20 protein-coding genes are annotated in these 25,543 nt (G+C 69.5%); 6 read left to right on the top strand and 14 right to left on the bottom strand.

The window, feature by feature from the left end; all coding sequences use genetic code 11:
• The first annotated feature begins 19 nt into the window (after positions 1–19).
• The 5 genes from ACWGLC_RS03350 (at position 20) to ACWGLC_RS03330 (ending at position 4,474) form a co-directional block, all read left to right on the top strand.
• On the top strand, positions 20–1,525 hold the full coding sequence (locus ACWGLC_RS03350; protein WP_452098570.1) for an aldehyde dehydrogenase: 1,506 nt from the start codon (positions 20–22) through the stop codon (positions 1,523–1,525).
• Positions 1,526–1,593: 68 nt separating this feature from the next.
• Positions 1,594–2,346, top strand: a complete 753-nt coding sequence (locus ACWGLC_RS03345; protein WP_452098569.1) for an SDR family oxidoreductase — start codon at positions 1,594–1,596, stop codon at positions 2,344–2,346.
• Between the two features lie 14 nt (positions 2,347–2,360).
• A complete protein-coding gene (locus ACWGLC_RS03340) occupies positions 2,361–3,395 on the top strand; it encodes an NAD(P)-dependent oxidoreductase (RefSeq protein WP_452098568.1) in 1,035 nt (344 codons plus the stop codon).
• Entirely contained in the window at positions 3,392–3,790 is a 399-nt protein-coding gene (locus tag ACWGLC_RS03335; RefSeq protein ID WP_452098567.1) for a carboxymuconolactone decarboxylase family protein, read from the top strand. The genes ACWGLC_RS03340 and ACWGLC_RS03335 overlap by 4 nt, the downstream gene beginning before the upstream one ends.
• Before the next feature lie 24 nt (positions 3,791–3,814).
• Positions 3,815–4,474, top strand: coding sequence for a class I SAM-dependent methyltransferase (locus tag ACWGLC_RS03330; protein WP_452098566.1), 660 nt, complete (start codon positions 3,815–3,817; stop codon positions 4,472–4,474).
• A gap of 35 nt (positions 4,475–4,509) precedes the next feature.
• Here the strand turns inward: ACWGLC_RS03330 and ACWGLC_RS03325 are convergent, their stop codons facing one another.
• A complete protein-coding gene (locus ACWGLC_RS03325) occupies positions 4,510–6,528 on the bottom strand; it encodes a vWA domain-containing protein (protein ID WP_452098565.1) in 2,019 nt (672 codons plus the stop codon).
• 62 nt (positions 6,529–6,590) lie between these two features.
• Positions 6,591–7,991, bottom strand: coding sequence for a sigma 54-interacting transcriptional regulator (locus ACWGLC_RS03320; protein ID WP_452098564.1), 1,401 nt, complete (start codon positions 7,989–7,991; stop codon positions 6,591–6,593).
• A gap of 56 nt (positions 7,992–8,047) precedes the next feature.
• Between ACWGLC_RS03320 and ACWGLC_RS03315 the strand changes: the two genes are divergently transcribed.
• Positions 8,048–8,464 carry a YccF domain-containing protein gene (locus ACWGLC_RS03315; protein ID WP_452098563.1) on the top strand — a complete coding sequence of 139 codons (417 nt, stop codon included), beginning with the start codon at positions 8,048–8,050 and terminating at the stop codon, positions 8,462–8,464.
• Between the two features lie 70 nt (positions 8,465–8,534).
• Here the strand turns inward: ACWGLC_RS03315 and ACWGLC_RS03310 are convergent, their stop codons facing one another.
• From ACWGLC_RS03310 to ACWGLC_RS03255, 12 genes are all read right to left on the bottom strand, one after another.
• On the bottom strand, positions 8,535–8,990 hold the full coding sequence (locus ACWGLC_RS03310) for a carboxymuconolactone decarboxylase family protein (protein WP_452098562.1): 456 nt from the start codon (positions 8,988–8,990) through the stop codon (positions 8,535–8,537).
• 1 nt (position 8,991) lies between these two features.
• Positions 8,992–9,354: a GNAT family N-acetyltransferase gene (locus ACWGLC_RS03305; RefSeq protein WP_452098561.1), complete on the bottom strand. Its 363-nt coding sequence runs from the start codon at positions 9,352–9,354 to the stop codon at positions 8,992–8,994.
• 55 nt (positions 9,355–9,409) lie between these two features.
• Entirely contained in the window at positions 9,410–10,450 is a 1,041-nt protein-coding gene (locus tag ACWGLC_RS03300; RefSeq protein WP_452098560.1) for a pirin family protein, read from the bottom strand.
• 60 nt (positions 10,451–10,510) lie between these two features.
• Entirely contained in the window at positions 10,511–11,404 is an 894-nt protein-coding gene (locus ACWGLC_RS03295) for an SDR family NAD(P)-dependent oxidoreductase (RefSeq protein ID WP_452098559.1), read from the bottom strand.
• A gap of 134 nt (positions 11,405–11,538) precedes the next feature.
• Complete coding sequence (locus ACWGLC_RS03290) at positions 11,539–12,396, bottom strand: LLM class F420-dependent oxidoreductase (protein ID WP_452098558.1); 858 nt, start codon at positions 12,394–12,396, stop codon at positions 11,539–11,541.
• A 76-nt stretch (positions 12,397–12,472) separates the two neighbouring features.
• Complete coding sequence (locus tag ACWGLC_RS03285) at positions 12,473–13,666, bottom strand: prenyltransferase (protein ID WP_452098738.1); 1,194 nt, start codon at positions 13,664–13,666, stop codon at positions 12,473–12,475.
• A 90-nt stretch (positions 13,667–13,756) separates the two neighbouring features.
• The gene (locus ACWGLC_RS03280; RefSeq protein WP_230928288.1) at positions 13,757–14,476 is read right to left on the bottom strand and encodes a class I SAM-dependent methyltransferase; all 720 of its coding nucleotides are present in this window, start codon (positions 14,474–14,476) and stop codon (positions 13,757–13,759) included.
• Complete coding sequence (locus tag ACWGLC_RS03275; protein ID WP_452098557.1) at positions 14,470–15,843, bottom strand: glycosyltransferase family 4 protein; 1,374 nt, start codon at positions 15,841–15,843, stop codon at positions 14,470–14,472. Before ACWGLC_RS03275 ends, ACWGLC_RS03280 begins: the two co-directional genes overlap by 7 nt.
• Positions 15,844–16,053: 210 nt before the next feature.
• Complete coding sequence (locus ACWGLC_RS03270; RefSeq protein ID WP_452098556.1) at positions 16,054–20,013, bottom strand: DNA-directed RNA polymerase subunit beta'; 3,960 nt, start codon at positions 20,011–20,013, stop codon at positions 16,054–16,056.
• 132 nt (positions 20,014–20,145) lie between these two features.
• On the bottom strand, positions 20,146–23,652 hold the full coding sequence (gene rpoB / locus ACWGLC_RS03265; RefSeq protein ID WP_452098555.1) for a DNA-directed RNA polymerase subunit beta: 3,507 nt from the start codon (positions 23,650–23,652) through the stop codon (positions 20,146–20,148).
• A 440-nt stretch (positions 23,653–24,092) separates the two neighbouring features.
• The gene (locus ACWGLC_RS03260) at positions 24,093–24,812 is read right to left on the bottom strand and encodes a hypothetical protein (RefSeq protein WP_452098554.1); all 720 of its coding nucleotides are present in this window, start codon (positions 24,810–24,812) and stop codon (positions 24,093–24,095) included.
• 20 nt (positions 24,813–24,832) lie between these two features.
• The gene (locus tag ACWGLC_RS03255; RefSeq protein ID WP_452098553.1) at positions 24,833–25,522 is read right to left on the bottom strand and encodes a hypothetical protein; all 690 of its coding nucleotides are present in this window, start codon (positions 25,520–25,522) and stop codon (positions 24,833–24,835) included.
• Positions 25,523–25,543: the final 21 nt, after the last annotated feature.

The raw sequence follows: 25,543 nt of genomic DNA, 5'->3' as shown, positions 1-25,543 counted from the left end.
ACAGCTGTCCACCCAACCGATGCCCACCCAGCCCGACGGAAGGCCCCCCGTGACGACGAGCATCACCGACACCGCACCGCTGCTCATCGGCGGCGAACTCCGGCAGTCCACTTCGGGCGCCACGTTCGACGTGCTCAACCCGGCCACAGAGGAGGTCCTCGGCTCCGCCGCCGACGCCACCTCCGAGGACATGGACGCCGCGATCGCGGCAGCCCGCACCGCTTTCGACACCACCGACTGGTCCACCGACCACGCATTCCGCGCGTCGTGCCTGCGCCAGCTCCGCGACGCGCTGCAGTCACACACGGAGGAGCTGCGCGCGCTGACCATCGCCGAGGTCGGGGCGCCTCACATGTTCACGACCGGACCCCAGCTCGAGGGGCCCGTCGCGGACCTGGGCTGGCTCGCCGATCTCGTCGAGGCCTACCAGTGGACCGAGGACCTGGGCGAGTCCGAGATCATGGGCGTGCGCTCGCACCGCACCACCCGGCGCGAGGCGATCGGCGTCGTCGGCGCGATCACGCCGTGGAACTTCCCGAACCAGATCAACCTGGCCAAGATCGGCCCGGCACTGGCCGCCGGCTGCACCGTGGTGCTCAAGCCCGCGCCCGACACCCCGCTCATCGCCGCGGCCGTGGCCCGGATCGCCGCCGAGGAGACGGACCTGCCCGCGGGAGTGCTCAACGTGATCTCCTCCTCCGACCACGGGATCGGCGCGCAGCTGACCACCGACCCCCGGGTCGACCTGGTCTCCTTCACCGGCTCCACCTCGACCGGCAAGAAGATCATGGTGGCGGCAGCCGAATCGCTGAAGAAGGTGTTCCTGGAGCTGGGCGGCAAGTCCGCGTCGGTCGTGCTCGACGACGCCGACCTCGGCACCGCCTGCTTCATGACCGCCCTCAACACCTGCACCCACGCCGGGCAGGGCTGCGCACTGACCACCCGGCTCGTGGTGCCCCGCGAGAAGTACGCCGAGGCGATCGAGGCCGCCAAGGGCGCCATGGCCTCGTTCGCCCCCACCGACCCCACCGATCCCGGCGCGTTCTGCGGCCCGGTGATCTCTGCCGTCCAGCGCGAGCGCATCGAGGGCTACATCGAGCTCGCCCGCGCCGAGGGCGGCACGATCGAGATCGGTGGCGCCCGCCCGACCGGCGAGGGCTTCGGCCGCGGCTTCTGGGTCGAGCCCACTCTCATCTCCGGGCTCGACAACTCCGCGCGCGTCGCCCGGGAGGAGATCTTCGGCCCCGTGCTGGTGATCATCCCGCACGACGGCGACTCCGATGCGATCCGGATCGCCAACGATTCGCCCTACGGCCTGTCCGGCGCGGTGTGGGGTACCGACCCCGAGCGGATCGAGAAGGTCGTGGCCGGGATCCGCACCGGCACGCTCGGCGTCAACGGCGGCCAGTGGTACGGCGCCGACGTGCCGTTCGGCGGCTACAAGCAGTCCGGCATCGGCCGGGAGATGGGCCGCGAGGGCTTCGAGGAATACCTCGAGATCAAGTCCGTCGCGACGCCGGCCTGACCCGCGCCGGCCGCACGCCGATGACCGGCCCCTCACCACAGCATCCATCAACAGAAGGCAGTCAGACCATGGGACGTTTCGACGGTAAGACAGTGATCGTGACCGGCGCGGCCGGCGGCATCGGCGAGGAGTACGCCAAGGCGCTCGCCGCCGAGGGTGCCAAGGTGGTGGTGGCCGACGTCTCCACCGAGCAGGGCGAGCGCGTGGCCACCGAGATCATCGAGGCCGGCGGCCACGCCTTCTTCCAGCACACCGACGTCTCCGACGAGTTCTCGGCGAACGCGTGCGCCGAGGCCGCGGTGGAGCGATTCGGCGGGCTCGACATGCTGGTCAACAACGCCGCGATCTTCGGCGGCATGAAGCTGGACTTCCTCATCACCGTGCCGTGGGACTACTACGAGAAGTTCATGTCGGTGAATCTCAATGGCCAGCTGCTCATGGTGCGGGCCTGCTGGGAGAAGATGGCGGCCGCCGGCGGCGGCGCGATCGTCAACCAGTCCTCCACCGCGGCGTGGCTGTACTCGGGCTTCTACGGCCTGGCCAAGGTGGGTGTCAACGGCCTGACCCAGCAGCTGGCCACCGAGCTGGGCGGCTCGAACATCCGCATCAATGCGATCGCCCCCGGCCCGATCGCCACCGAGGCCAACCTCACCACCACCCCGCAATCGATCGTCAGCGAGATGGTGGACAAGCTGCCGATTAAGCGGATGGGCCAGCCGGAGGACCTCGTGGGGATGCTGTTGTTCCTGCTGTCGGACGAGGCCAGCTGGATCACCGGCCAGATCTTCAACGTCGACGGCGGACAGGTCATCAGATCGTGAGCGAGCATCCGCCCATGAGTGGCGCAGACGACCTGGACCCCACCGATCCGGCCGACGCGCCGATCGGGCCGGGACTTCCCGACGACTCCCCCGCCCCGGTCGGCTTCATCGGACTGGGCAACATGGGCGCGCCCATCGCCAGGCGACTGCTCGCCTGGCCCGGCGGGCTCGTGGTGTGCGATGTGCGCGCCGAGGCCACCGAGCCGTTCGTCGCCGAGGGCGCGACCGTCGCGGATCGCGCGGAGGATGTGGCCCGGACGGCGAAGCTGATCTCGGTGACGGTGCTCGACGACGCCCAGGTCCGCGACGTGGTCGACGGCCCGCACGGCATCCTGCGCACCGCCTCCCCCGGAACGGTGATCGCCGTCCACTCGACCATCTCCGACTCGACGGCCGTAGAGTTGGCCGAGGTGTGTTCTGCGGCCGGCGTACATCTGATCGACGCCCCCGTCTCGGGCGGCGCGCAGGGTGCGGAGGCCGGCGAACTCGCGGTGATGGTCGGCGGCCCGCGCGAGGTCTACGACGCCTGCAGGCCGGCGTTCAGGCTCTGGGCGGGCATGCCTGTCCACGCCGGCGAGGTGGGCGCGGGCACGCGGATGAAGCTGGCGCGGAACCTGCTGCACTTCATCTCCTTCACCGCGACGGCCGAGGCCTCGCGTCTGGCCGAGGCCGCAGGCATTGACATCGCGGGGCTAGGCCGCGTGGTGCGGCACACCGACGCGATCACGGGCGGCGCCGGCGCGGTGATGCTCCGCGACACCACCGCGCCGATCGACCCCGAGGACTTCTGGCACGGCGTGTTCACCCATGTCCGCGGCCTGGGAGAGAAGGACCTGTCGCTCGCCCTGGGCCTGGCCGATCGCCTGGGCGTGGACCTGCCGCTCGGTGCGATCGCCCTGCGCGATCTGGGCGCCGGTTTCGGTGTGGGGCCGGGCGAGATCGCCCTGGCCGCCGATGCGGGCACCGGGGCCGGCGCCGGAGCGCGTGTCGGCGCGGGTGCCGACGAGACCAACGACAACAACGACGACAACGACGAGGTACACGGATGAGCAACGAGGCGGACGCCGGGTTGAGCCCGGAACGCGCACACGGACTGGCCATGATGACCGAGGCGTACGGATTCGAGATGTCGGACGGGCCGGGTGACTACTTCGCCGAGACCGCCGACCATCTCTTCGGTCGGATCTGGTCCCGTCCCGGACTGACCCACCGCGACCGCCGGCTGTTGCTGCTCGGCGCCCTCACCGCCCAGGGGAACTCGGACATCGCCGATATCCAGGTGGGCGCGGCGCTGGGCAACGGCGAACTGACGGCGGACGAGCTCGAGGAGATCGTGCTGTTCCTCTGCTACTACGCGGGCTGGCCCAACGGGACCAAGCTCGGCAACGTCGTGGGGCCGCACGTGGCCCGGGCCCGCAAGGCCGCCCGCCGCGCCGAGAGCTGAGGGGTGCCTACTAGGTTGGTGCCCATGACCGCACCCGAGATCGAACCGTCGCTGCTGGCCGTCGCGCTCGCCGCCCCCGGCTTCATGCCCCTCGAAGAGGGCACCACCCTGTACGAGATCGCCTGCGAGTACCTGGGCGACGGTGTGGGCGTGGAGATCGGCACCTACTGCGGCCGTTCGACGGTGTTCCTCGGCGCAGCGGCCCGGGTGACCGGCGGCAGCATCGTCACCGTCGACCACCACCGGGGTTCCGAAGAGCACCAGCCGGGCTGGGAGTACCACGACGCCGACCTCGTCGACCCGCACACCGGTCGGCTCGAGACGCTCGGCCGGTTCCGGCACACCGTGTGGGACGCCGGCCTCGACGACGTGGTGACCGCGGCCGTCGGCAGCTCCCGTCAGGTCGCCCGCGTGTGGGGCAAACCCGCCTCGTTCGTGTTCATCGACGGTGGGCACTCCTCCGAGGCCGCGCAGGCCGACTACGAGGGGTGGGCCCCGTGGGTCGAGATCGGCGGAGCACTGCTCATCCACGACGTCTTCCCGAACCCCGAGGACGGCGGGCGCCCCCCGTACGAGATCTACTGCCGTGCGATCGAGTCCGGCCAGTTCACCGAGGTCCGCGCCGTGGACTCGCTGCGCGTGCTGCGCCGCGACGCCGGCGAGGTCGGCGCCCCGATGCCCTGAGCCGGGCCGCCGGCCACACCCTCCGGGACGCCGGATCAGACGGCCCAGCGGCCGCCGGCACTCCAAGGGTCGCCGGCACCGGGCCCACCGCGCCGGGCGTGCAGGAATCGGCCGACCACCGCGGCGCCGAGGTCGTCGACCTCCGGCGCGACCACCGTGCCGTCCACCCGCCGGGCCAGCGCGTCGAGAAACCGCGACAGTCCGGGGTCGTCCCCCAGCCGGAAGAACGTCGTCCGGGCCCCGAACCGCGCCACCCGGTCCAACTCGTCGACGGTCGTGCGGATCGTCTCGGGATCCGGCGGATAGGCGAACCACGGCTCCCCACCGGCGAGCAGGTGCGAGGTGGGTTCGCCGTCGGTGACGATGAGCAGCACCGGCTGCATCGTGGGGTGCTCGCGGAAGAAGCGTCCCGCCAACAGCAGCGCATGGTGCAGGTTCGTCCCCGGCTCGTATCGGGCGTCCAGGGAGAGAAGGCTCTCGATGGTCCTCGTCTGCGCGAGACTGCCGAACGAGATGAGTTGCATGCGGTCCTGCCGGAACCGCGTGGTGATCAGGTGGTGCAGGGCCAGCGCCGTGCGTTTCATCGGGACCCAGCGGCCCTCCATCGCCATGGAGAACGAGGTGTCCACCAGCAGCGCGACCGCCGCCCGGGTGCGGGCCTCGCTCTCACGGACCTCGATGTCCTCGGGCAGCAGCCGGATCCGCTGCCCGGTCGGGCGGCCCTCCGCCGCCGACCTGGTGATCGCGTTGGTGACCGTCCTCGGCACATCCCAGGACGCCACGTCACCGAACTGCCACTGGCGACTCGCCCCGGTCTGCTCCCCGGCGGCTCCCGAGGCCCGGGTCTCCCGCGCGCCCGACCTCCCGGACAACCGGCGGGCCGCGTCCCGCAGGAGCGAACGGCCCAGCTTCCGCAGTGCGGCCGGGGACAGCCTGAGGTCACCGTCCGGACGGCGACTGAGGTAGCCGGACTCCCGCATCTCCCGCTCGATCCGGGCGAGGGTCTGTACGGAGACCGCCGCACTGTGACCGAGGTGCCGGGCCACGGCCTCGAGGTCCAGCTCGGACAATGGCGATCCGTCGGAGTGCGCGAGCTGCTCGGCCAGCCGATCCAGATCACCGAGCTCGGCCATCACCGCCGCCCCCTCGGACATACCGAGTCCGTCAGAGCCCTCGAAGTCGCTGGAACCACCCCAGTCCTCGCCGGGTCGCAGGGTCTGGAGCAGCCCGTCGAGCCGACCGAGCTGATCGGAGAGCTCGGGCGAACCGAATGCCTGCTGCGACAGGGCCATCAGCTCCTCCCGTTGCTCGGGGATCATCGAGTTCATCATCCGCTGCGCCGCGGCCGATCGGGCCGCCAGCGTGTCGATGAGTTCCTCGACATCGCGCGGCTGCTCCGGGAACGAGTCCCCGTGCGTGTCCATGAAGCGCTCGAAGTCCTCGCGCGTATCCTCCCCGCGCGAGTGCTTGTCCAGCAGGTCGGTCAGGTCGGACAACATCTCCGAGACGGCGGCCCGGTCGGCGTCGGTGGCGTTCTCGAGCGCCTGCCTCATCCCGGAGAACCGGGCGTCCAGCGCCTCCCTGCCGAGAAGATCCTGGATCTGCCGGAACGACTCGCGGGCGTCGGTGGATGCCCAGTCATATTCCGCCAGCTCCCCCACCGCCGCGGCCGGGGAGCCCGGGAGATTCTCGAGGGTCATCTCCCGCATGGTGCGGTCCATCGCGTCCATCCGGGTGTCCCGGGCGAGCTGCCCCCGCTCGGCCAGCACGGCCTGCTCGAGCAATCGAGCGACCTCGTCCAGCGTGCCCCCGAGGTGGTGCTTCTCCAACAGTTCGCGCCGCCGACAGTTCAGGTCGCCGGCGAGTTCGTCCAGCCCGGTCAGGTCCCGACCACCGCTGCGCAGGAACTCCCGCATCGACTGCTGCGGCGAGTAGCCGGCCATCACGCCCTCCGACACCGCCTCGAGCGCCTCCGACAGGTCCAGCGGTGGGGCGAGCGGGTCCGGCCCGCCGACATACCGTCCATAGCGGGCATTGCGTTCGGCTCGCGCCATCGTGCACCTCTCTCCTCCGCGCCGGCGTGCAGCGCTGGTCCGGCGTTCGCGGCCGTGCCGGGTCAGCCGTATACCGCGGCGCCGTCCCCGGTCTCCTTGGACAACCGGCGCGACAGGTACAGCCCCTCCAACGCCAACTCGATCGCGCCGGCCCGCTGACCCGCGGTCCGCGCGCCGGCCCGCTCGGCGATCTCGTCGTACAACCCGGGCTCGGACAGCTCGGGCAGCGCCTCCAGGAACTCCGCCGCCGTCACGTCGGCGCCGGTGGTCAGCGTCAGATCGCCGTCGAAGGCCTCGACGAGGGGCGCCATGTCGACCCCTCGGAACAGGTCCCGGACGACATCGATCGTGGCGCTCCGCAGCAGGTATCGGAGGATCTCCGACTCCCGCCCCTCCTCCCCGGGCTCGAACTCGATCTTGCCGCGCAGAACGTCCACCGCGGCGTCGACATCGACCAGGCGGGCCACGGCTTCGCCGTCGTCGTCATCCAGACCTCGCACCGCCACCCGACGCCGCGCGGCCGCGGCGACGGTCTCGGCGCCGGCGATCGCGACACGCGCCGACACCCCGGACGCCTGGTTGACCGCGTCGGAGGCGCGCAGTTCGCGGGTGAACCGCGCCAACAGCTCCATGAGCGGCTGCGGAACGTCTGCGGTCAGGTCGGACTCCTGCCGCACGACCTCGATCTCGTCGACGAGCTCGAGCGGGTAGTGGGTGCGGATCTCGGCGCCGAACCGGTCCTTGAGCGGGGTGATGATCCGGCCGCGGTTGGTGTAGTCCTCCGGGTTGGCCGAGGCCAGCACCAACACATCCAGCGGCAGGCGCAGCACATACCCGCGGATCTGGATGTCCCGCTCCTCCATGACGTTGAGCAGCGCCACCTGGATCCGCTCTGCCAGATCCGGGAGCTCGTTGAGCGCCACGATCCCGCGGTTGGCGCGGGGCACCAGGCCGTAGTGGATGGTCTCGGGATCCCCCATCCGGCGGCCCTCCGCGACCCGCATCGGGTCCACGTCGCCGATCATGTCCGCCACCGAGGTGTCCGGCGTGGAGAGCTTCTCGACGTACCGCTCGCTGCGGTGGCGCCACTCGATCGGCAGGGCGTCACCCTCGCGGGCGATCCGCTCCCGGGTGGGGCCGGTGATCGGGGCGAGCGGGTCCTCCCACAGCTCGGTGTCGGCCACCACCGGCGACCACTCGTCCAGCAGTCCGACCAGGGTGCGCAGTAGGCGTGTCTTGCCCTGCCCGCGCTCGCCGAGCAGCACGATGTCGTGGCCGGCGATGATCGCCCGTTCGAGTTGCGGGATGACGGTCGTGGCGAAGCCGTGCATGCCCGGCCACGGATCCCGGCCAGCGGCGAGTGCCCCGAGCAGGTTGTGCCGCAACTCCTCTCGGAGAGTGCGGCTGGTGTACCCGGCGGCGCGCAACTCGCCGAGGGTCCTGATGTCCGGTTTGTTGCTCACGCTGCCCACCGTAGCCCCGCCGGCGCACCGCCGCTTCCGGCCTAGACTCGGGTGTCATGCGCGAAGTGCTGACTCTGGTCCTCAACATCATCTGGCTCGTGACCGCCGGGTTCTGGCTGTTCCTCGGCTACCTCGCGGCCGGGATCCTGGCCGTCATCTTCATCGTCACCATCCCGTTCGCCGTGGCGAGCTTCCGGATCGGGCTCTACGTGCTGTGGCCGTTCGGCCGGGAGGTCGTCGACACCGGCCGGTCGGGGGGTGCGAGCACCGTCGCCAACGTCGTCTGGTTCCTCATCGCCGGCCTGTGGCTCGCGATCGGCCACATCGGCACCGCCATCGCCCAGGCCATCACCATCATCGGGCTGCCGCTGGCGTGGGCCAACCTCAAGCTCATCCCCGTGACGTGCTTCCCGTTCGGCAAGGAGATCGTCCCGTCGGACCGGGCGCGCATGATCCCGGTGACCGGCCGCTGACGCGAGGCCCCGGTCGTCGGGCGATCCGGGGGCCCGGTGGCCGGCCACCGGGCCCCGTCGGCGCCCGTCCTCAGTCCTCGAGACGTGGCTGGTGGTGGCTCGCGATCGACACGCGGTTGAACGAGTTGATCAGCACGATCGCCCACTCCAGTGCGGCGAGCTGCTCGTCGTCGAAATGTTCCGACGCGGCCGTGATGGCGGCGGCCCGCTCATCCACATCGTCCAGCCGTGTGAGGGTCTCGGCCAGCCGCAGCGCGGCCCGCTCCCGCTCCCCGAACGCGTCGAGCTCACGCCACGCGGGCAACAGGTCGAGTCGCCGTTGGGATACCCCGGCATCGCGTGCGGCCGGCACGTGGGTGGCCAGACAGGCCGCGCACCCGTTGATCTGCGAGACCCGCACGTTGACCAGCTCGAGCAGCCCCTCGTCGAGCCCGGCCTCGGTCGATGCCTCTCGCGAGGCGACCGCCGAGCGGACGAGCTGCTTGTAGACCTCCCGGTGGACCCGGTCGAGCTGTGGGATCGCCACGTCAGTCCTCCTGTTCGCGCAGCCATGCCATGTCGTCGGGTGTCGGGAGTCGATACGAGTCCGCGAACTCCTCGGCGTTCTTCTCCAGGAATCCCTTGACCATCGGGCACACGGCCACGATCGGCACGTTCTCGGCGATCGTGGCCTCGACTGCGCCGCGGACGAGCGCGGTCCCGATCCCGCGGCCGCCGAATCGCTCGTCGACGACCGTGTGGTGGAAGATCCGATCGTCGCCGCGAGTGCGGAAGTGGGCGTGACCGGCCACCTCGTCGTCGGCCGTTCTGATCTCGAAGGCCTCCTGCTGCGGGTCGCGCCGCACGGTGACGGTCTCTCCGGTCTTGTCGGTGTACTGGCGATCTGTCATCGTCGTCGTCCTTTCCTTCGGGTTCGGCGGCGCCACGGTGCGGGGCCGCAGCGGGTCAGTCGGTCCCGGGCCGGTCGGTCCGGGCTCGCCCCGCCGGGTTGACGCGCGGTGTGAGGGTCGTGGTGGGCAGGGTGGGCGCGGGCAGGCGGGTCAGCCCCTCCAGGTCGTGGCCGACGTAGCCGTGGACGCGTCCGAAGCGCTCCGAGTGCTCCTCCCATTCCTGCCGGTAGCGGGCGATCTCATCATGGGTGCGGCCGATGAAGTTCCACCACATGATGATCTCCTCCTCGAACGGCGTGCCACCGATCAGGACGGCGCGGCCCGGGGAATCGCCGACGTTACGGACGGTCAGCGTGGTCTCACCGACGCCCGTGTAGGCCAGCTGGGCCGGCTCGACGCTCACGCCCTCGAGCGTGAGGTCCCCGGCGTCGACGAGGAGCCCGTGTTCGAAGTCCCGGTCGACGTCGATGGTCAGCTCCGCACCGGGGTCCAGGCGGATCTCCGCCCCGAGCAGCGGGGAGAACGTGGAGACCGGCGACGACGACCCCAGCAACGAGCCCATGAACACCAGGGCCGAACCGCCGTCGAATGCCACCGGCTCGGGCACGTGGTGATCGAAGCGGCGGCCGCTGGTCTCGCGGTGCTCGTCGGGGAGCACGGTCCACAGCTGCACCCCGTGCAACACCGTCGTGTCCTGGGTCGACACCTCGGTGTGGCAGATGCCGGCGCCGGAGGTCATGAGATTGACCTCTCCGGGCCGGACCACCGCGTGGTTGTCCCCGGAGTCGTGGTGCGTGACGTTGCCCTCGAACAGCCAGCTCACGGTCTGCAGCCCGGTGTGCGGGTGGGAGGGCACGTCCATTCCGCCGCTCGCCGAGACATCGTCGGGCCCGTAGTGGTCGACGAAGCACCACGCCCCGATGAGGGAACGCTGCCGCTGCGGCAGGGTCCGCTTGACGGTCATCGCGCGTGGGCCGCCGAGCGGGACGTCGCGGGAGGTGATGATCTCCACGCGGGCGCCGCCGGGCTCACGGCCGTTGGCCGCCCCGCCGGCCTCGCACTCGATCTCGTCCGGTCGCGGGTCGAGGTTGGTCATGGGTCGCGCTCCTGATCGTCACGTCGGTACAACTGGTCGGGTCGGTCATGGCAGGGTGCGTCAGTCGGCCACCTCGCTCATCGCCCGCCGGTCGTCGGCGGCCTCGCGCCGGAGCTCGAGCTTGCGGGCGTTGATTTTTCCGGCGAGCGCGAGGGTGAGCGCCTTGTCGACGACCGGCACGGGCAGGAGGTCGAGCAGGCGACGTCCGAGGTCCCACTTCACCGCGTAGCGGTGTCGAGGACGGCGGGCGGTCCCGGCAGCCCATACCGTCTCCGCCAGCACCGACGGGTCCCCGGCGACCTCGTCCTGCCCGGCGGCCATCTCCCCCATCACCGATGCCATGGCGGCGAACGGCGAGCCCGGCCGGGTCGACTCCTGGAAGTTGCGCAGGATGGCGGCGGTCATCCCGGTCCGGAACGGGCCGGGCTGCACCAGCACGACGTCCATCCCGAGGAACATCAGCTCGCGGCGGAGCGCGTCGCCGTAGGCCTCCACGGCGTGCTTGCTCATGGCGTAGGGGCCGTTCATCGGCATGGCGTGCTGCGGGCCGGTCTCGGAGCTGATGAGCACCACGCGCCCGCCGCTCTCGCGCAGCAGATCCCACAGCGCGTGAACGGTGCGGACGGTGCCCATGACGTTGACGTCCAGCACGCGCTGGGTCTTCTCGGGGTCGGACTCGGTGAGCGGCCCGATCCCGAGGACTCCCGCGAAGGTGATCAGCACGTCGATGCGGCCGTGCTCGGCGCGCACGCGGTCGGCGACCGTCTCCAACGAGGCCGAATCGGTGACGTCGGCGGCCAGCCCGGTGATGCCTGCGCCGCCGGCGGGCGCCCTGAGGTCGACGGCCACGACCTGCCAGCCGCGCTCGGCGTAGAGCGCGGCCGTGGCGGCCCCGAGGCCGCCCCCGGCACCTGTGACGACGACGACGGGGTTACCGGATTCCGCGGTGTCCATGACCCGACGTTACCGTCGGGCGCCCGTCCCCGGGTGACGCCTCACGCGGCCCGGGTGCGGGCGCAGGGCGTCACCGTAACGGACTGGGCGCCGGGCCGGGCGTCTGTCTCCGAAGCCGGGCTCAAGCGTCGGGCTCAGACGCCGGCGCCGATTCCCAGCTTCCCGGCGAGGCGGTCGATGTAGCCGAGCACCTCGTCTTCGGAGCGGTCCGGCGTGCCGTAGACGAGTTCGTGGACGCCGAGCTCGCGATACATCTCGATCTTCCCGGGCTCCGGTTTCCCGTCCAGGACGACGATGTACGGCTCACCCTCACGACCCGCCTCGGCCCACAGTTCCCGCAGCAGTCGGACGCTTCCGGAGATGTCCTGCGAGATCGGCGTGGTCATCCACCCGTCGGCGCTGCGACAGATCCACTTGAAGTTCTTCTCGTTGCCCGCCGCCCCCACCAGGGTGAGCGGCCCCGGCTTGCGCGCGGTCTTGGGCCAGGCCCAGCTGGGCCCGAAGTCCACGAACTCGCCGTGGTACTCGGCCTCGTCGTGGGTCCACAGCTCGCGCATCGCCTCGAGGTACTCGCGGAGCATGGTGCGGCGGCGCCCGGGTGGCACGTTGTGGTCGGCCATCTCGTCCAGGTTCCAGCCGTAGCCCACGCCGAGGACGATGCGGCCGTCTGAGAGGTTGTCGACGGTGGCGATGGACTTGGCCAGCGTGATGGGATCGCTCTCGACCGGGATCGACACGGCGGTGCCCAGCCGGATCGTCCGGGTGACGGCCGCGACCGCCCCCAGTGCGACCCACGGGTCCAGGGTCCGGCAGTAGCGCTCATCGGGCAGCTCGGCACCGCCGGTGCCGGGGTGGGCCGCGTCGCGGCGGACCGGGATATGTGTGTGTTCGGGCACGTAGAACGCGGAGAAACCGGCCCGCTCGGCCGCGACGGCCGCGGTGGTCGGCCGAATCCCCCGGTCACTGGTGAACAGGGTCAGTCCGAACTCCATGCGTACTCCCTCGTCCGCGGCCCCCGCCTTGCAAGACACCCGACCAGACAGGTGTCCATCGACGGCTACCGAAAGACTATCGCACGGAGTACTCGGACGGGCGGGCTTCGCCGACCGCGCCCTCGGCCGCCTCGCGCGATGCCCCGTTGCGCGATGCCCCGTTGACGGGCCTCCCGTTCGGCCCTGCGCCCGACGCGCAGTCGGCCGCGGTGTCGCCCTCGCAGGTGGCCGGGTCGCCCGGCCGCGACCGCAGCCGCTGCATCGTGTGATCGGCAACGTAGCGGAAGATCTCGTTGCCCGGCGTGGTGCGCGAGAGCGCATCCGCGGCCAGCAGCACCACCGCGCCGGTCCACGTGCTCAGCTCGACCGGCCAGCGCTTGCCGTCCGCGAAGACCAGGCCGGTCCAGTAGGAACCGTCCGCCTCGCGCAGGTGCTGCATGTTCGTGAACTGTTCCAGCGCCTGCTCGTGACGACCGGCGGCCTCGAGCGCGAGCACGAACTCACACGTCTCGGCGCCGGTCACCCACGGGCGGTGGTCGACGCACCGGATCCCCAGGCCGTCCACCACGAAATCGCCCCACCGGGCGTCGATCCGTTGCTGTGCCTGCTCGCCCACCATCACGCCGGTCAGCACCGGGTAGAACCAGTCCATCGAGAACTCGGGTTTGGGCGTGAACAGCTCCGGGTGCGCGCGCAGCGCGTGCCCCAGCCGGTCGGCGGCCAGGTCCCATTCCGGGGCGCTCTCACCGAGCTCCTCGGCGATCGCGACTCCGCACCTCAGGGCGTGGTGGATGCTCGAGGATCCGGTGATCAGCGCCTCGTCGCAGAAGCCACGCGGGCTGGAGCCCCACCACATCTGTCCCTGGGGGCCCTGATGGGTCAGCACGAGATCGAGGGCGCGACGCACGGTCGGCCACATCGACTCCAGGAAGTCACGTGCTCCGGTGACCAGGTGGTGATGCCACAGTCCCACCGCGATGTAGGCGCAGAAGTTGGTGTCCGTGTCGGCATCGGCGACCTCGCCGTCCTGCCACTTGATCGGCCAGGAACCGTCGGTGCGCTGGGTGTCCCGGAGGAATCCGAACGCGCGCCGGGCGGCCTCCCACTGTCCGGCGACCGTCAGTCCCATCGCGGACTCGACATGGTCCCAGGGGTCGGTGTGCCCACCGGTGAACCACGGGATCTCCCCGCTCGGCTTCTGGACGGAGGCGATCCACTCCCCGGTGGCGCGGACCGCGTCCTCGTCCAGAACGCCCGGGACGCCGGGCACGAGCCGCGAACCGGCGGGGGCGTCACCGCCTACCGGGGCGCCCTGCGTCGCGCCGTTACGGGAACCGATGTTCTGGGGCTGCACGGACGATCAGGCCTCCACGGGCTTACGAAGGTAGAACACGATGGACTTGCCCATCACCGGGTTGAGCAGCTTCTCGGCGGTCCGCGTGACCCACGGCCCCTTCATCAGGTCCCACACGAGCAGCTTGTGGTACGCCTTCGGCAGCGGATGGTCGTCCTTCTCCGTACCCACCGCGCACTTGAGCCACCAGTACGGGGCGTGCAGCGCGTGGGCGAATCCGGTCCCGGTGACCTCGAGGCCCGCGGCACGGAGCTTGTAGCCGAGCTCCTCAGCCGTGTAGATGCGGCAGTGGCCACCCGGGTTGGAGTGGTAGTCGTCCGAGAGCTTCCAGCACAGCTTCTCCGGCCACTCACGCGGGACGGTCACCGCGGCGACGCCGCCCGGCTTGAGGATGCGGACCAGTTCGGCGATCGCCTTGGTGTCCTCCGGCACGTGCTCGAGCACCTCGGAGATGAGGACCAGATCGAAGGTCGCGTCGTCGTACGGCATCGCGAGCGCGTCGCCGGTGATGGCCTCACCCTTGGATTCCGGGAGCCCGTGCCCTTCCGCCTCCATGGCCGCGAGCATGTCGGCGACCTGCTGCATCTCGTCCGCGTTCTGATCGAACGCGGTCACGTCGGCTCCACGCCGGTAGAGCTCGAAGGTGTGCCGGCCCAGGCCGGCCCCCACGTCGATGGCTCGCATGCCCGGGGTGACCCCCAGACGGTCGAAGTCAGCGGTCAGCATGCGGCGTCCTCCTGCTCACGGATGTCGTACGTGCCGGTGTCCGGCAGTACCTCGGGCACGTCAGCGGTGACGTGCTCGTCGATCTCGGCCTGATCCGGTCCGATGACCGGCCCGGCGGTGAAGTCCGGCGGCGTCTCGCCGCGGACCCGCGCGATGGCCGCCTGGTAGACCTCGACGGTCCGGCGCGCCACAGCCGCCCAACTGTAACGCTCCATGACCCGTTCGCGGCCACCCTCCGAGAGGCGCCTGCGCTCGGCGGGGTCCGCCAGCAGAGCGCTGATCTGCTGCGCCAACTCGTCCACGTTGCCGGGCTCGACCAGCCGGGCCGCGCAGTCGTCGGTACCCACGACCTCCGGTAGCGCCCCGGCCCGGGTCGCGACGAGTGCACAACCACTGGACATGGCCTCCACCGCGGGCAACGAGAAGCCCTCGTACATGCTCGGGACGACAGCGATCTCGGCCGTACCCACGAGCTCGGCGAGCTCGTCGTCGTCGACCCCGGAGACCAGGTCCACCGCATCGCGCAACCCGAGTGAATCGAGGAGCTTGGCTGCCTCGCCCTTGCGCTTGAGCTTGGAGATCAGCGTCAGGCGCACTCCCGGGTGTTCCTCGCGGACCTTCGCCAGGGCGCGCAGGAGGATCGGCACGCCTTTGAGCGGCTGATCGGCGCTGGCCACACAGACCAGGCGACCCGGTTCCCGGTCGCGGCGGTCGTGGAAACGGTCCGTGTCCACGCCGAGCGGAATGGTGACTATCCGCTGCGGGTCCACACCGAAGTCCGAGGCGATGTCGTCTGCCGAGTTGGACGACACCGTGATGATCTCGTGCAGCCGGCGGGAGACCTTGATCTGCATGCCCAGGAATCCGAACCACCGCCACGTGGTGAGCTTCTTACGCAGCGGCGCCTCTTTCATGGCCAACGCGCGGTCCCGTGTGATCGGGTGATGCACCGTGGCCACCACCGGGAATCCGGCCTCCTCCATCTCGAGGAGGCCGGTGCCGAGGCACTGGTTGTCGTGCACCACGTCGAAATCCGCGAGCCTGTTCTTGAGGGTGCGGGCGGCGCGGAGGCTGAAGGTCCGCGGCTCCGGGAAGCCGGCGGTCCACATGGTGACGACCTCGAGCACGTCGATCCAGTCGCGGATCTCCCGCGGGTGCGGGGTACGGAACGGGTTGGCGTCGTTGTAGAGATCCAGGCTCGGGATCTTCGACAGCGACGGCCCCGGGTCCAGCTCGGGGTACGGCTGACCGGAGAACACCTCGACGGTGTGCCCGAGTGCTGCCAGCTCACGACTGAGGTGACGGACGTAGACGCCCTGCCCTCCGCCGTGTGGCTTACTCCTGTACGAAAGCAGTGCGATCCGCACGGTCGATCGTCTCCCTCCGGTCATCGGACGCCGCGGGCCACTCGCCACAGGCGAGGCGGCCCAGGGCACGTCGGTCAAGTCTAGAACACGTTCGCCCCTGGCCAGAACGCGGCCGGGCTGACGCACCGGACCCCCGGGCACAGTGTGTGCTCGGGGGTCCGGTGATGGCGATATCGCTGGTGAACGGCTTACGCGCGCCCACCGACGGTGTCAGTAGCCCAGGTCGTCCAGGCGGACCGACGCGCCGGTGGCGTCGCCGAAACCGTCCTCGGGACCGTAGAAGCCGTCGCCGTAATCCGGGATGGAGTACGCCGCTGCGCGGGCTTCCTCGGTGGGCTCGACCGTCGAATTCCGGTAGCGGTTGATACCGGTACCCGCCGGGATGAGCTTACCGATGATGACGTTCTCCTTGAGGCCCACGAGCTTGTCCGACCGCTTGTTGATGGCGGCGTCGGTGAGCACGCGGGTGGTCTCCTGGAAGGAGGCCGCCGAGAGCCACGAGTCGGTGGCGAGCGAGGCCTTGGTGATACCCATGAGCACCGGGCGCGCCGAGGCGGGCGAGCCGCCCTCGGTGAGCACGCGACGGTTCTCCGCCGTGAGCTCCGCACGCTCGACCAGGGCACCGGGCAGGAACTCGGTGCTGTTCGACTCGCTGATGGCCACGCGGCGCATCATCTGGCGGACGATGACCTCGATGTGCTTGTCGTGGATCGACACACCCTGCGAGCGGTAGACCTTCTGCACCTCGTCGACGAGGTGCTTCTGGACGCCGTTCGTACCGAGGATCGCCAGCACCTCGTGCGGGTCGGCGGGGCCCTCGAGGAGCGGCTGACCGCGGTCGAGGTGGTCGCCGTCGGCGATCGGCCGCGACGAGCCGTCGTCGAGGTCGATGTGCGCGAGGCCCTGACGCTTGGAGAGCTTCTCGTAGACGATCTCGTCCGCCCCGTTGTCCGGGACGATCGTGATCGTGTAGAAACGCTCCTCCTCGTCGAGGCGGATCCGGCCGGCTTCCTCGGCGATCGGGGCCTTGCCCTTGGGGACACGGGCCTCGAAGAGCTCCTGGACTCGCGGCAGACCACCGGTGATGTCGTCACCGACGCCACCCTGGTGGAACGTACGCATGGTCAGCTGCGTACCGGGCTCACCGATCGACTGCGCGGCGACGATGCCGACGGCCTCGCCGATGTCCACCAGCTGGCCGGTGGCCATCGAGCGGCCGTAGCAGGTCGCACACACGCCGGTTCCTGTGGTGCAGGTCAGGACCGAACGGACCTTGACGTTCTGCACGCCGGCGGCGATGAGCGCCTCGATGGTCGGGTCACCCAGGTCGGTGCCCGCGGCGACGATGACGTTGCCCGAGGCGTCCGTGGCGTCCTCTGCGAGCGTCCGGGCGAACGTCGAGGTCTCGACGTGCTCGTCCCGCTCGAGGTCACCGGTCGGGTTGCCCTGGACGTCCATGACCGGACGGGCGATGACCGTCTCGACACCCTTGTTGGTGCCACAGTCGGTCTCGCGGACGATGACGTCCTGCGACACGTCGACCAGACGCCGGGTGAGGTAGCCCGAGTCGGCGGTACGCAGGGCGGTATCGGCCAGACCCTTACGGGCACCGTGCGTGTTCATGAAGTACTCGAGCACCGTCAGGCCCTCGCGGAACGAGGACTTGATGGGCTGCGGGATGAACTCGCCGTTCGGACGCGTCACCAGACCCTTCATGCCCGCGAGCGCTCGGATCTGGGTCATGTTGCCCGCCGCGCCCGACTTGACGATCGTCGGGATCGGGTTGGTGTCCGGGTAGTTCGCCTCCATGGCCTGGCCGATCTCGTCGGTGGCCTCCTGCCAGAGCTTGACGAGGTCGCTCTTGCGCTCCTCGTCGGTGATCTTGCCCAGGTCGAACTGCGACTCGAGGCGCGCGGCCTTGGCGTCGTAGGAGGCGAGGATCTCCTTCTTGGCCGGCGGCACGAGCACGTCGGACATGGCGATGGTGACACCCGAGCGGGTGGCCCAGTAGAAGCCGGTGTCCTTGAGCTTGTCCACCGTCTGCGCCACGACGATCATCGGGTAGCGCTCGGCCAGGTCGTTGATGATGACGGCCTGACGCTTCTTCGGCATCTGCTCGTTGACGAACGGGTAGTCCGTCGGGAGCAGCTCGTTGAACAGGACGCGGCCGAGCGTGGTCTCGGTGATCCACTCCTGGCCGGGGGCCCAGCCCTCGGGGAACTTCTCGGCCTCGATCTCGGCGGACGGACGCTGATGCGTCAGACGCATCTGGACCGGCGCGTGGATGTCGAGCACACCGAGGTCGACGGCCATGATGGCCTCGGCCGGGGTCGAGTACACACCCTGGGCCGGCTCGTTCTCGGTGGCCGGCACGTGGGAGCCGGTCGCCCCCTCGTCGAGACGGGTCAGGTAGTACAGGCCCGTGACCATGTCCAGTCGCGGCATGGCGAGCGGACGGCCGGACGCCGGCGACAGGATGTTGTTCGAGGCGAGCATGAGGATGCGGGCCTCGGCCTGGGCCTCCGCGGACAGCGGGAGGTGGACGGCCATCTGGTCACCGTCGAAGTCGGCGTTGAAGGCCTCACACACCAGCGGGTGCAGCTGGATCGCCTTACCCTCGACGAGCTGCGGCTCGAACGCCTGGATGCCGAGACGGTGCAGCGTGGGCGCACGGTTGAGCATCACCGGGTGCTCGGCGATGACCTCTTCGAGCACGTCCCACACCTGGTCGCGCTGACGCTCGACCATCCGCTTGGCGGACTTGATGTTCTGCGCGTGGTTGAGGTCCACCAGACGCTTCATGACGAACGGCTTGAACAGCTCGAGTGCCATGAGCTTGGGCAGACCACACTGGTGCAGCTGCAACTGCGGGCCCACGACGATCACGGAACGACCCGAGTAGTCGACGCGCTTACCGAGCAGGTTCTGACGGAAGCGGCCCTGCTTGCCCTTGAGCAGGTCGGACAGCGACTTGAGCGGACGGTTGCCCGGGCCCGTGACGGGGCGGCCGCGACGACCGTTGTCGAACAGTGCGTCGACGGACTCCTGCAGCATCCGCTTCTCGTTGTTGACGATGATCTCGGGCGCGCCGAGGTCCATCAGTCGCTTGAGGCGGTTGTTGCGGTTGATCACACGGCGGTACAGGTCGTTGAGGTCCGACGTGGCGAAGCGGCCACCGTCGAGCTGGACCATCGGGCGCAGCTCCGGCGGGATCACCGGGACGGCACCGAGCACCATCGCGGCCGGGTGGTTGCCCGACTGCAGGAACGCCGAGACGACCTTGAGGCGCTTGAGCGCCCGGATCTTCTTCTGCCCCTTGCCGTTGCGGATGACGTCGCGGAGCGACTCGGCCTCGGCCTCGAGGTCGAAGTTCTCCAGCAGCGACTGGATCGCCTCGGCGCCCATGCCGCCCTCGAAGTACTCGCCGAAGCGGTCGTCGAGCTCGCGGTAGATGCCCTCGTCGACGATGATCTGGTTGACGTCGAGCTTGGTGAAGGTGGTCCAGATCTCCTCGAGACGGTCCAGCTCACGCTGGGCCGCTTCGCGGATCTTCTTCATCTCCTTCTCGCCGCCGTCCTTCACCTTGCGGCGCTGGTCGGCCTTGGCGCCCTCGGCCTCGAGCTCGGCCAGGTCGGCCTCGAGCTTCTTGGCGCGCGCCTCGATGTCGGAGTCACGCTCGTCCTCGATGATCTTGCGCTCCTCGACGACCTGGGCCTCGAGGGTGCTGAGCTCGTTGTGGCGCAGCTCGGTGTCGACATCGGTGATGACGTACGCGGCGAAGTAGATGATCTTGTCGAGATCCTTGGGCGCCAGGTCGAGCAGGTAGCCCAGGCGCGACGGAACGCCCTTGAAGTACCAGATGTGCGTGACCGGCGCGGCCAGCTCGATGTGGCCCATCCGCTCACGACGCACCTTGGCGCGGGTCACCTCGACGCCACAGCGCTCACAGATGATGCCCTTGAAGCGGACGCGCTTGTACTTACCGCAGTAGCACTCCCAGTCCCGGGTGGGGCCGAAGATCTTCTCGCAGAACAGGCCCTCCTTCTCCGGCTTGAGGGTGCGGTAGTTGATGGTCTCCGGCTTCTTGACCTCGCCGTAGGACCAGTTACGGATGTCCTCGGCGGTGGCGAGGCTGATGACCAGCTCGTCGAAGTAGTTGACGTCCTGCACGTAGGCGTCCTTTCCCGGGTGGGATGATGGCGGGCCCCGCTCGGGGTGGGGCCGCTTGCGGGGCCCGCCGTGGTGGAACTGAATTCTTCGGGTGCGGTGCGGTGCGACCTCTCGGCGGCACCGCCCGCCTACTTACTGCGCCAGCTCGTCGGCCGCGGAGGACTCGTCGCGCGAGAGGTTGATCCCCAGGTTCGCGGCGGTGCGGTCGAGGTCGTCGTCGTCCCCCTCGCCGAGGGAGACGGCCTGCCCGTCACTGGAGAGCACCTCGACGTTGAGGCACAGCGACTGCAGCTCCTTCAGAAGAACCTTGAAGGACTCCGGGATGCCGGGCTCCGGGATGTTCTCGCCCTTGACGATCGCCTCGTAGACCTTCACGCGGCCCACGACGTCATCGGACTTGATGGTCAGCAGCTCCTGCAGCGTGTACGCCGCGCCGTAGGCCTGCATGGCCCAGCACTCCATCTCACCGAAGCGCTGGCCACCGAACTGGGCCTTACCGCCGAGCGGCTGCTGGGTGATCATCGAGTACGGACCGGTCGACCGGGCGTGGATCTTGTCGTCCACCAGATGGTGCAGCTTCAGGATGTACATGTAGCCGACGGACACCGGGTACGGGAACGGCTCACCCGAACGACCATCGATGAGGGTCGCCTTGCCGTCGCCCTGGACCATCCGCTCGCCGTCACGGTTCGGGAGGGTGTGACCGAGCAGGCCGGTGATCTCCGTGTCCGCGGCACCGTCGAACACCGGGGTGGCGGTGTTCGTGTCGGGCTCGACGCGGTGGATCTGCTCCGGCAGCTTGGCCGCCCACTCGGGCAGGGAACCGTCCGCCTCACGCGGCACCTCCCAGCCGGCCTTGGCCAGCCAGCCCAGGTGGGTCTCCATGATCTGACCGATGTTCATACGACGCGGGACACCGTGGGTGTTGAGGATGATGTCCACCGGCGTGCCGTCGGGCATGAACGGCATGTCCTCCGCGGGGAGGATCTTGCCGATGACGCCCTTGTTGCCGTGGCGGCCGGCGAGCTTGTCGCCGTCCTGGATCTTGCGCTTCTGCGCCACGTACACGCGGACGAGCTCGTTGACACCGGGGGGAAGATCGTCCTCGTCGTCACGCGAGAAGACGCGGACGCCGATGACCTTGCCGGACTCGCCGTGCGGCACCTTGAGTGAGGTGTCGCGAACCTCGCGGGCCTTCTCGCCGAAGATGGCGCGCAGCAGGCGCTCCTCGGGGGTGAGCTCGGTCTCGCCCTTCGGCGTGACCTTGCCGACCAGGACGTCGCCGTCGCGGACCTCGGCGCCGATGCGCACGATGCCACGGTCGTCCAGGTCCGCGAGGACCTCGTCGGAGACGTTCGGGATGTCGCGGGTGATCTCCTCGGCGCCCAGCTTCGTGTCGCGGGCGTCGATCTCGTGCTCCTCGATGTGGATGGACGTCAGGACGTCCTCCTCCACCAGGCGCTGCGAGAGGATGATCGCGTCCTCGTAGTTGTGGCCCTCCCACGGCATGATCGCCACGAGCAGGTTCTTGCCCAGGGCCATCTCACCGTCCTCGGTGCAGGGTCCGTCGGCGAGAACCTGGCCGGCCTCGACGCGGTCACCCTCGTCGACGATCGGCTTTTGGTTGGAACACGTGCCCTGGTTGGAGCGCGCGAACTTCGACAGGCGGTAGGTCTGGCGACCCCCGTCGTCGTCCATCACGGTGATGAAGTCGGCGGAGACCTCCTCGACCATGCCCGGGGTGGTGTTGACGATCACGTCACCGGCGTCGACGGCGGCACGCAGCTCCATGCCGGTACCGACGAGCGGCGCCTCGGAACGCACCAGCGGCACGGCCTGACGCTGCATGTTCGCGCCCATGAGGGCACGGTTGGCGTCGTCATGCTCGAGGAACGGGATCATCGCGGTGGCCACGGAGACCATCTGACGCGGCGAGACGTCCATGTAGTCGACATCCGCGGCCTCGACGACCTCGACGTCGCCGTGCTTCTTGCGCACCAGTACCCGGTCGCTGACGAAGGTCATCTCCGGCGAGAGCTCGGAGTTGGCCTGCGCCACGACGTAGCGGTCCTCCTCGTCGGCCGTCAGGTAGTCCACCTGGTCGGTGACGACGCCGTCGACGACACGGCGGTACGGGGTCTCGATGAAGCCGAACGGGTTGACCCGCGCGTACACCGAGAGAGATCCGATGAGGCCGATGTTCGGCCCCTCGGGGGTCTCGATGGGGCACATGCGCCCGTAGTGCGAGGCGTGGACGTCTCGCACCTCGAGGCCGGCACGCTCACGCGACAGACCGCCGGGGCCGAGCGCGGAGAGACGACGCTTGTGGGTCAGGCCCGACAGCGGGTTGTTCTGGTCCATGAACTGCGACATCTGGGAGGTTCCGAAGAACTCCTTGAGCGCAGCGGTGATGGGCCGGATGTTGATCAGCGACTGCGGGGTGATCGCCTCGGAGTCCTGCGTGGTCATGCGCTCGCGGACGACGCGCTCCATGCGGGACAGTCCGACGCGGACCTGGTTCTGGATCAGCTCACCGACCGTGCGGAGACGACGGTTACCGAAGTGGTCGATGTCGTCCACCTCGACCGGCACCTCGCGGCCGCCCTCGACCTGCATCGACGCGTCGCCGGCGTGCAGGCGCACCAGGTACTCGATGGTGGCCGCGATGTCCTCGCGGGTGAGCGTCGTGGTGGCGTCGCCCTCCGGGTCCGGCAGACCGAGCTTGCGGTTGACCTTGTAGCGGCCGACGCGGGCCAGGTCGTAGCGCTTCTCCTTGAAGAACAGGTTCTCCAGCAGCGCCTCGGCCGACTCGCGGGTCGGGGGCTCGCCCGGACGCAGCTTGCGGTAGATCTCGAGCAGCGCCTGGTCGGTGTCCTCGACGGTGTCCTTCTCGAGGGTCGACATCATGATCTCGGAGAAGCCGTAGCGCTCCTTGATCTCGGTGGTGGTCCAGCCGAGCGCCTTCAGCAGCACGGTGACGGACTGGCGACGCTTGCGGTCGATGCGGACACCGACCGTGTCGCGCTTGTCCACGTCGAACTCGAGCCACGCACCGCGCGACGGGATGACCTTGACCGCGTGGACGTCACGCTCGGTCGACTTGTCGCGCGACCGGTCGAAGTAGACGCCCGGCGAACGGACGAGCTGCGAGACGACGACCCGCTCGGTGCCGTTGATGATGAAGGTGCCCTTGTCGGTCATCATGGGGAAATCACCCATGAAGACGGTCTGGGACTTGATCTCACCGGTTTCGGTGTTCTCGAACTCGGCGGTGACGAAGAGCGGCGCCTCGTAGGTGCGGTCCTTCTCACGGCAGTCCTCGAGGGACGCCTTGACCTCTTCGAAATACGGCTCCGAGAACGAGAGCGACATGGAGCCGGAGAAGTCCTCGATCGGGGAGATCTCCTTGAGGATGGACTCCAGGCCTCCCTCGAGGTTCGTGGTGCCGCGCGAGGCGGCCCTCTCTTGCCACTCCTCCGAACCGATGAACCACTCGAACGACTCCGTCTGGAGGTCGAGCAGCCCCGGGACCGGCAACGGCTCGGTGAGCTTCGCGAACGAGACTCTCCGGGGCGCACCGGGAACGGTGGAGACTGACGTGGTCTGGCGGGAGACTGCCAAGATGGGTCCTTCCAGCACCTCACGTGATCACCACGGGCGGTGACCACAGATGTATCTGCGAGCGGTCCGCCGACGGGTATCCACCCGTGCGCCGTCACTGAACTTCAAGGCCCGGAAATACCCGGTCAGACCGGGAACGGGCCGTCGATGACGGAACAAGAGGCAAATAGCAGCCAGCGCAACGACCTAATCTAGCCTATAGCGGCGCTGAAGTCCAGCCCTCGACGGGAAGAGCCCCGGAGGCTGTGGCACGCGTGGCGCGACGACCGTCCCTGCGCTGGTTGCCCTCGTGGCTCTCGCCTCATCGGCCCCCGGTCGGGACGTCGCACCCGAGCGGAGTCCTCTACGCCCGATGCCCCTAAAGAGTGACGGGTCGAAGCCCGTTCGTCAAGGATCTGACGCCGCTTGTCCCCGATCCCCGGCCGGAGAATGTCCGATCCGCGGCCGGCCGAGGCGTGTCAGGACGGCAGATCCGGGATCTTCGACAGCTTCCAGACGCCGTCGACCCTGTCCAGACCGACGAGGTAGGTGCCGCTGGTGCTGCCCGCGGCGGCGCCGTCGCGCTCCATCGAGACGTCCTGGACCAGCAGGACCTCCGCGCGGTCGCCCTCGAGGTAGGACAGGCCGGCCTCGCGGACCTGCGCGTCGACGGTGGTCGCGGACTGCTCGTAGCTGTCACGAAGCGCCGGCCAGTTCGCGTCGAGTTCCTCGACGAGGTTCGGCGTGAGGAACTCGCCCAGCGAGTCGTGGTACTCGTCGAGGCTCTCGTGATCGATCGACACCAGCCGCTGCACGTTGGTCGACGCCGCGGTGAGGACCTCGTCGGTCTCCGCCCTGTCCACGAACGCCTGATTGGGCACCGAGATGCCCGGCTCGGTGGCGAGATAGGCGCCCGCCGCCCCGGCCACCACGCCCACGGCGAGAGCGGCATAGGCGACGGCCCGCCCGGAGGGACGACGACGAGACGCCGCCTCCCCCGCATCCGTCCGCGGGTCGGTGGCCGTGGAGCGGGTGGCGGCCTTGTCGTCGTCGACCTTGTTCACACCCCGGGGCGTGGTCACCGGTCCGGTACCTGCCTCGGGCGACCCGGTCGATCCCTGGCGGGGGCCGGAGTGGCCGGCGAGTCGACGCGTGGCGGGGGCCTGGGCCGGCTTCTGGTTCCTCTTGATGGGTGGCATCTAGCTCTCCTCGCCCTTCCTCATCGTCCGGCGGTGGTGGTGGGAGCTGGCGCGGAGGCCGACCCCTCCCCCGCGGTGCCGGAGGAGCTGTCCTCGTCCTCGACGTCCTCGGGGTCCGGGAGTTCGAGGTCCTGCACGGACTGGCTGGACTGGCCGACCGGCACCGTCACGCCCACCTGGTTGACCGCGTCGGCCTTCCACTGGCCGTCGACCCGGGTCAGGTCCACCCGCATCGCCTGACGGCCCGTGATGTCCTCCTGGCCCTCGCGCTCAGAGTGGGCGGTGAACACGACCAGCACGGCGGCGTCACCCTCGTCGACGTTCAACTCCTCGACCGCGGCGTTCGAGACGGTGGCCGTGGTGACGGCCTTCTGCTCGATGACCCGGTTGCGGACGTCCTCCGACCACTGCTCCTGCTCGGTGAGGAAGTCCCCGGTCGACATGGAGGAGAGCTGCTCGAGCGACTCGTCCACCTTCTGATGATCGAAGCTGAACGCGTTGATGATCACCTGCGAGGCGACGTCCGTGACCTCGTCCCGCTGCGTGGCCGCGGTCTGCGCCGAACGTGCCTCGGCGTAGCGCCAGCCGAATACGCCCAGGATCGACAGCCCCACCACCAGCACCACCAGGGACACGGCCGTCAGCCACCGCGGCACCCCGGCGGCAGCGGCAGTGGTGTCCGTGCTCTCGCTCGTCTCCTGCGAACTCATGGCGGCGACGGTACCGGACGG

It is taken from the genome of Dietzia sp. NPDC055877, from assembly GCF_053615975.1.
This window is presented reverse-complemented; position numbering and strand designations above follow the sequence as displayed.

Excerpts from the sequence above, each read along its gene's own strand:
- ACWGLC_RS03305 (WP_452098561.1), bottom strand. The coding sequence starts at position 9,354 with ATGACAGATCGCCAGTACACCGACAAGACCGGAGAGACCGTCACCGTG.
- ACWGLC_RS03340 (WP_452098568.1), top strand. The coding sequence starts at position 2,361 with ATGAGTGGCGCAGACGACCTGGACCCCACCGATCCGGCCGACGCGCCG.
- ACWGLC_RS03255 (WP_452098553.1), bottom strand. The coding sequence starts at position 25,522 with ATGAGTTCGCAGGAGACGAGCGAGAGCACGGACACCACTGCCGCTGCC.
- ACWGLC_RS03345 (WP_452098569.1), top strand. The coding sequence starts at position 1,594 with ATGGGACGTTTCGACGGTAAGACAGTGATCGTGACCGGCGCGGCCGGC.
- ACWGLC_RS03300 (WP_452098560.1), bottom strand. The coding sequence starts at position 10,450 with ATGACCAACCTCGACCCGCGACCGGACGAGATCGAGTGCGAGGCCGGC.
- ACWGLC_RS03260 (WP_452098554.1), bottom strand. The coding sequence starts at position 24,812 with ATGCCACCCATCAAGAGGAACCAGAAGCCGGCCCAGGCCCCCGCCACG.
- ACWGLC_RS03330 (WP_452098566.1), top strand. The coding sequence starts at position 3,815 with ATGACCGCACCCGAGATCGAACCGTCGCTGCTGGCCGTCGCGCTCGCC.
- ACWGLC_RS03280 (WP_230928288.1), bottom strand. The coding sequence starts at position 14,476 with ATGCTGACCGCTGACTTCGACCGTCTGGGGGTCACCCCGGGCATGCGA.
- ACWGLC_RS03315 (WP_452098563.1), top strand. The coding sequence starts at position 8,048 with ATGCGCGAAGTGCTGACTCTGGTCCTCAACATCATCTGGCTCGTGACC.
- ACWGLC_RS03290 (WP_452098558.1), bottom strand. The coding sequence starts at position 12,396 with ATGGAGTTCGGACTGACCCTGTTCACCAGTGACCGGGGGATTCGGCCG.
- ACWGLC_RS03335 (WP_452098567.1), top strand. The coding sequence starts at position 3,392 with ATGAGCAACGAGGCGGACGCCGGGTTGAGCCCGGAACGCGCACACGGA.
- ACWGLC_RS03350 (WP_452098570.1), top strand. The coding sequence starts at position 20 with ATGCCCACCCAGCCCGACGGAAGGCCCCCCGTGACGACGAGCATCACC.
- ACWGLC_RS03295 (WP_452098559.1), bottom strand. The coding sequence starts at position 11,404 with ATGGACACCGCGGAATCCGGTAACCCCGTCGTCGTCGTCACAGGTGCC.
- ACWGLC_RS03325 (WP_452098565.1), bottom strand. The coding sequence starts at position 6,528 with ATGGCGCGAGCCGAACGCAATGCCCGCTATGGACGGTATGTCGGCGGG.